Annotated in this window: 4 protein-coding genes; 1 reads left to right on the top strand and 3 read right to left on the bottom strand. The window is 31.4% G+C overall.

Translation table 11 applies throughout. The annotated features are described in order from the left end of the window. Positions 1 to 362: 362 nt before the first annotated feature. Positions 363 to 719 (top strand): hypothetical protein, encoded by a 357-nt coding sequence (locus EZH24_RS09155; RefSeq protein WP_137998856.1) that lies wholly within the window; start codon positions 363 to 365, stop codon positions 717 to 719. A 73-nt stretch (positions 720 to 792) separates the two neighbouring features. On the opposite strand, the gene phoU is transcribed toward EZH24_RS09155, so the two are convergent. From phoU to pstA, 3 genes are all read right to left on the bottom strand, one after another. Next, positions 793 to 1437: a phosphate signaling complex protein PhoU gene (phoU, locus tag EZH24_RS09150; protein WP_137998855.1), complete on the bottom strand. Its 645-nt coding sequence runs from the start codon at positions 1435 to 1437 to the stop codon at positions 793 to 795. A gap of 55 nt (positions 1438 to 1492) precedes the next feature. Further along, on the bottom strand, positions 1493 to 2293 hold the full coding sequence (pstB, locus tag EZH24_RS09145) for a phosphate ABC transporter ATP-binding protein PstB (protein ID WP_137998854.1): 801 nt from the start codon (positions 2291 to 2293) through the stop codon (positions 1493 to 1495). A 19-nt stretch (positions 2294 to 2312) separates the two neighbouring features. Beyond that, positions 2313 to 3200, bottom strand: an 888-nt coding sequence (pstA, locus tag EZH24_RS09140) for a phosphate ABC transporter permease PstA (protein WP_137998853.1), incomplete at its 5' end; no start/stop codon positions are given.

Below are 3200 nucleotides of genomic sequence, written 5' to 3'. Positions count from 1 at the left end.
TATGGTTAGTAAAAATTACTATAAATTAGCATACTATAATTTCGTTAAGCAAAGCCATTATTATATCTTTTAACCAATAATTTAAATTTTTATATATCACAATTTTTTAAGGTATTTAATTTTTTAAGTGTCTGTTTCGTATTGCAAAATATATTTTCTTTTATATTTAAAAATTATTTGTCATTACGAGGTTTTGCCAAAAACCGAAGTAATCCAATATATTTAGATTGCCACGCTTACGCTCGTAATGACAATTTAAATTTAGTTAAATCTTTTTTAACTTCAATCAATTTCGATAGCTTATCAAGGAAAATAAAAAATCCTTGTTTTGTTATAAACAATTTATCTAAAGGAGGAATTCAATGAAGAATTCTAAAAAATTATTTCTTATCATTTTATCAGTTTTAGTAGTCGTTTTTGTTTCTTGTAAAGACAAAGGCACCGACCCAGCCCCAACAACATTTAAAGTTTCTTATATAGCTGGAACTTGGACTGGAGATGGAGTAGAGTTTACTATTAGCGATAGTGGAAATATGACAATGACTTCTCCTGCTACAATAACTTTTCAAATACCAGAAGCAGATTGGAATTCCGAAAAAACGGAATATACAATAAACGGAGATGATGTAGGAATATCAGGCGCAAGTATCACATTTACAAGCGCTACATCTGGCACAGCTACAAGCGCTGATGGCACTACTGCTATTAGTAAACAATAAGAATATTTTTCAATTTAGAAGCTGATAAAAAATTGATAAGACAAAAGGCATCGTATTTATTGCGGTGTCTTTTTTATTTATACCTATCGCCCGTGCTGTAATAATAAACCCACTTCGCTATATTTTCCGCATGGTCGCCCATCTTTTCAAAATATTTCGCTATCATCATTAAATAAATCGCTTGGTCAGAGTCGTTCGCTCCGCTCTTTATCAAATCAACCATAGAATCTCTAACTTTATAAAATAATTTGTCGACAGTATCGTCCGATTCTATGACTTTTTTTGATAGCTCAAAATCTTTTTTGGAAAAAGCAGATAGAGAATCTTTAACCATTTCCTCTATTATATTTGACATTTCAATTATTGTCTCCATTTTGTCTTTATAAATATTTCCTTCAAGCAAAAATTTAAGCAAATCGCAAATATCTTTGGCTTGGTCGCCTATTCTTTCCAAATCTGTCGCTATTTTCAAAGTCGCAGAAACTATTCTTAAATCGGTTGCAACGGGATGTTCGAGCAAAAGAATTTTCAAACAAGCGCTTTCTATTTTATAAGAAATTCTATTTATATTTCTATCGCCCTCTATGACTTGATTTGCCAAATCCATATCGCCGTTTAATAAAGAATCTCTAGCGTTTTTCAAAGCTTCTAAAATCATATTTCCCGCTTCGATTACATATTCTCTCAATCGATTTAATTCTTCTTCAAATCTTATCATTTAATTACTCCTTAAAAATTTATTTCTAAAAAATTATTTACAATAAAAAAATATTTTAACCGAATCTTCCCGTAATATATCTTTCTGTTCTGCTATCTTTCGGTTTATAAAATATTTCTTCCGTATCCTCGTATTCCACAATTTCGCCGAATAAGAAAAATGCCGTTTTATCCGAAACTCTCATAGCCTGTTGCATATTATGAGTGACAATTACAATCGTATAATCGTTTTTAAGTTCGTTTATCAAATCTTCTATTTTTCCCGTGCTTATCGGGTCAAGCGCGCTCGTAGGTTCGTCCATAAGAAGTATTTTCGGATTAACCGACAAAGCTCTCGCAATGCATAATCTCTGCTGTTGTCCTCCCGATAAACCCAAAGCGTTTTTATTTAATCTGTCTTTTATTTCGTCCCATAAAGCCGCTTTAGTCAAACTATATTCCACTATATCGTTAAGCTCCGATTTCTTTTTTATTCCGAAAGTTCTCGGACCGTAGGCGATATTGTCGTAAACATTCATTGCAAATAAATTCGATTTTTGAAAAACCATTCCGACATTTTTTCGCAAATAAGAAACATTGACATTATTATCGTATATATCGCATCCGCCGATTTCTATATTTCCTTCTATTTTACAATTTGGAATTAAATCGTTCATTCTATTAAAAGTTTTTAGAAGCGTAGATTTTCCGCAACCCGAAGGACCGATAAACGCAGTCACGCTATTTTTATTTATATCGATATTTATATTTTTCAAAGCCTGAAAACTTTCATAATATAAATTCAAATCTCTGGTTTTAATCGCAATTTCCAAATCGAAATCGAAATTTAATTTTTTATTAGTAAATTCTTTATTCATGTTTAATCCTCTTAATAATCTAATAATCCTTTTTTAATTTATTATTTAGAATAAAAAGCAAAGCGTTAAGAAATATTACAATCATTAATAAGATGCTTGCCGTTGCAAATGTTTGATTGATATATAAACCCTCGCTTGAAAACATCCACATCATAACCGCAAAAGAACTTCCCGCGCTAAAATAACCCGCTGGCATATATCTAACCGCTCCCGAAGTATATATAAGTGCGGCGCTCTCTCCGACTATCCTTCCAATACTCAAAATAATCGCCGTAATTATTCCCGAAAAACCGCATGGCAAAACTATTTTAAATATCGTGCGAACTTTAGAAGCTCCCAAAGCCAAACTTCCCTCTCTCAAACTCGCGGGAATGGATATTAAAGTCTCTTCCGTTTGTCGTATTATTGAAGGAAGTATTATTAAAACCAAAGTCAAAGAACCCGCCAATATATTTCTGCCTATGCCAAATAAATCCAAAAATATTAACATTCCGAAAAGTCCGAAAACTATAGAAGGAATTCCCGATAAACTGTCGGTGAATATTCTTATAGCGTAAATTAATTTTCCGTTTGCTTTAGAATATTCCGTTAAATATATTGCCGAAAAAACTCCTATCGGAACGGCTATAATAAGCGCCATAAAAAGCATCATCGCCGTTGAAACTATCGCGGGAAATAATGTCATTTGCGAATTATTGCTCTCTCCGAAAAGCAAATTAAAATTGATATAAGGAACTCCTCTAATCAAAATAAATAAAACTATAAATATAAGATAGAAAGTCGACACTATCGTAGCGAAAATTGAAATATATTTTAGAATTTCCGATTTTATAGAAACATTTTTCATTTTAATATTTTTAAAAGAAAAATTATTTATATCGTTTTTTATTTTTTTTATTTCCATTTC

This window comes from Brachyspira catarrhinii, assembly GCF_005518285.1.
In the GTDB taxonomy this organism is placed as follows: Bacteria; Spirochaetota; Brachyspiria; order Brachyspirales; family Brachyspiraceae; genus Brachyspira; species Brachyspira catarrhinii.
Note: the sequence above shows the minus strand (reverse complement) of the source record. Positions and strands in the feature narration are given on the sequence as shown.

Bases quoted from the DNA above. Each gene is read 5' to 3' on its own strand.
- phoU (WP_137998855.1), bottom strand. From the start codon at position 1,437: ATGATAAGATTTGAAGAAGAATTAAATCGATTGAGAGAATATGTAATC.
- pstB (WP_137998854.1), bottom strand. From the start codon at position 2,293: ATGAATAAAGAATTTACTAATAAAAAATTAAATTTCGATTTCGATTTG.
- EZH24_RS09155 (WP_137998856.1), top strand. From the start codon at position 363: ATGAAGAATTCTAAAAAATTATTTCTTATCATTTTATCAGTTTTAGTA.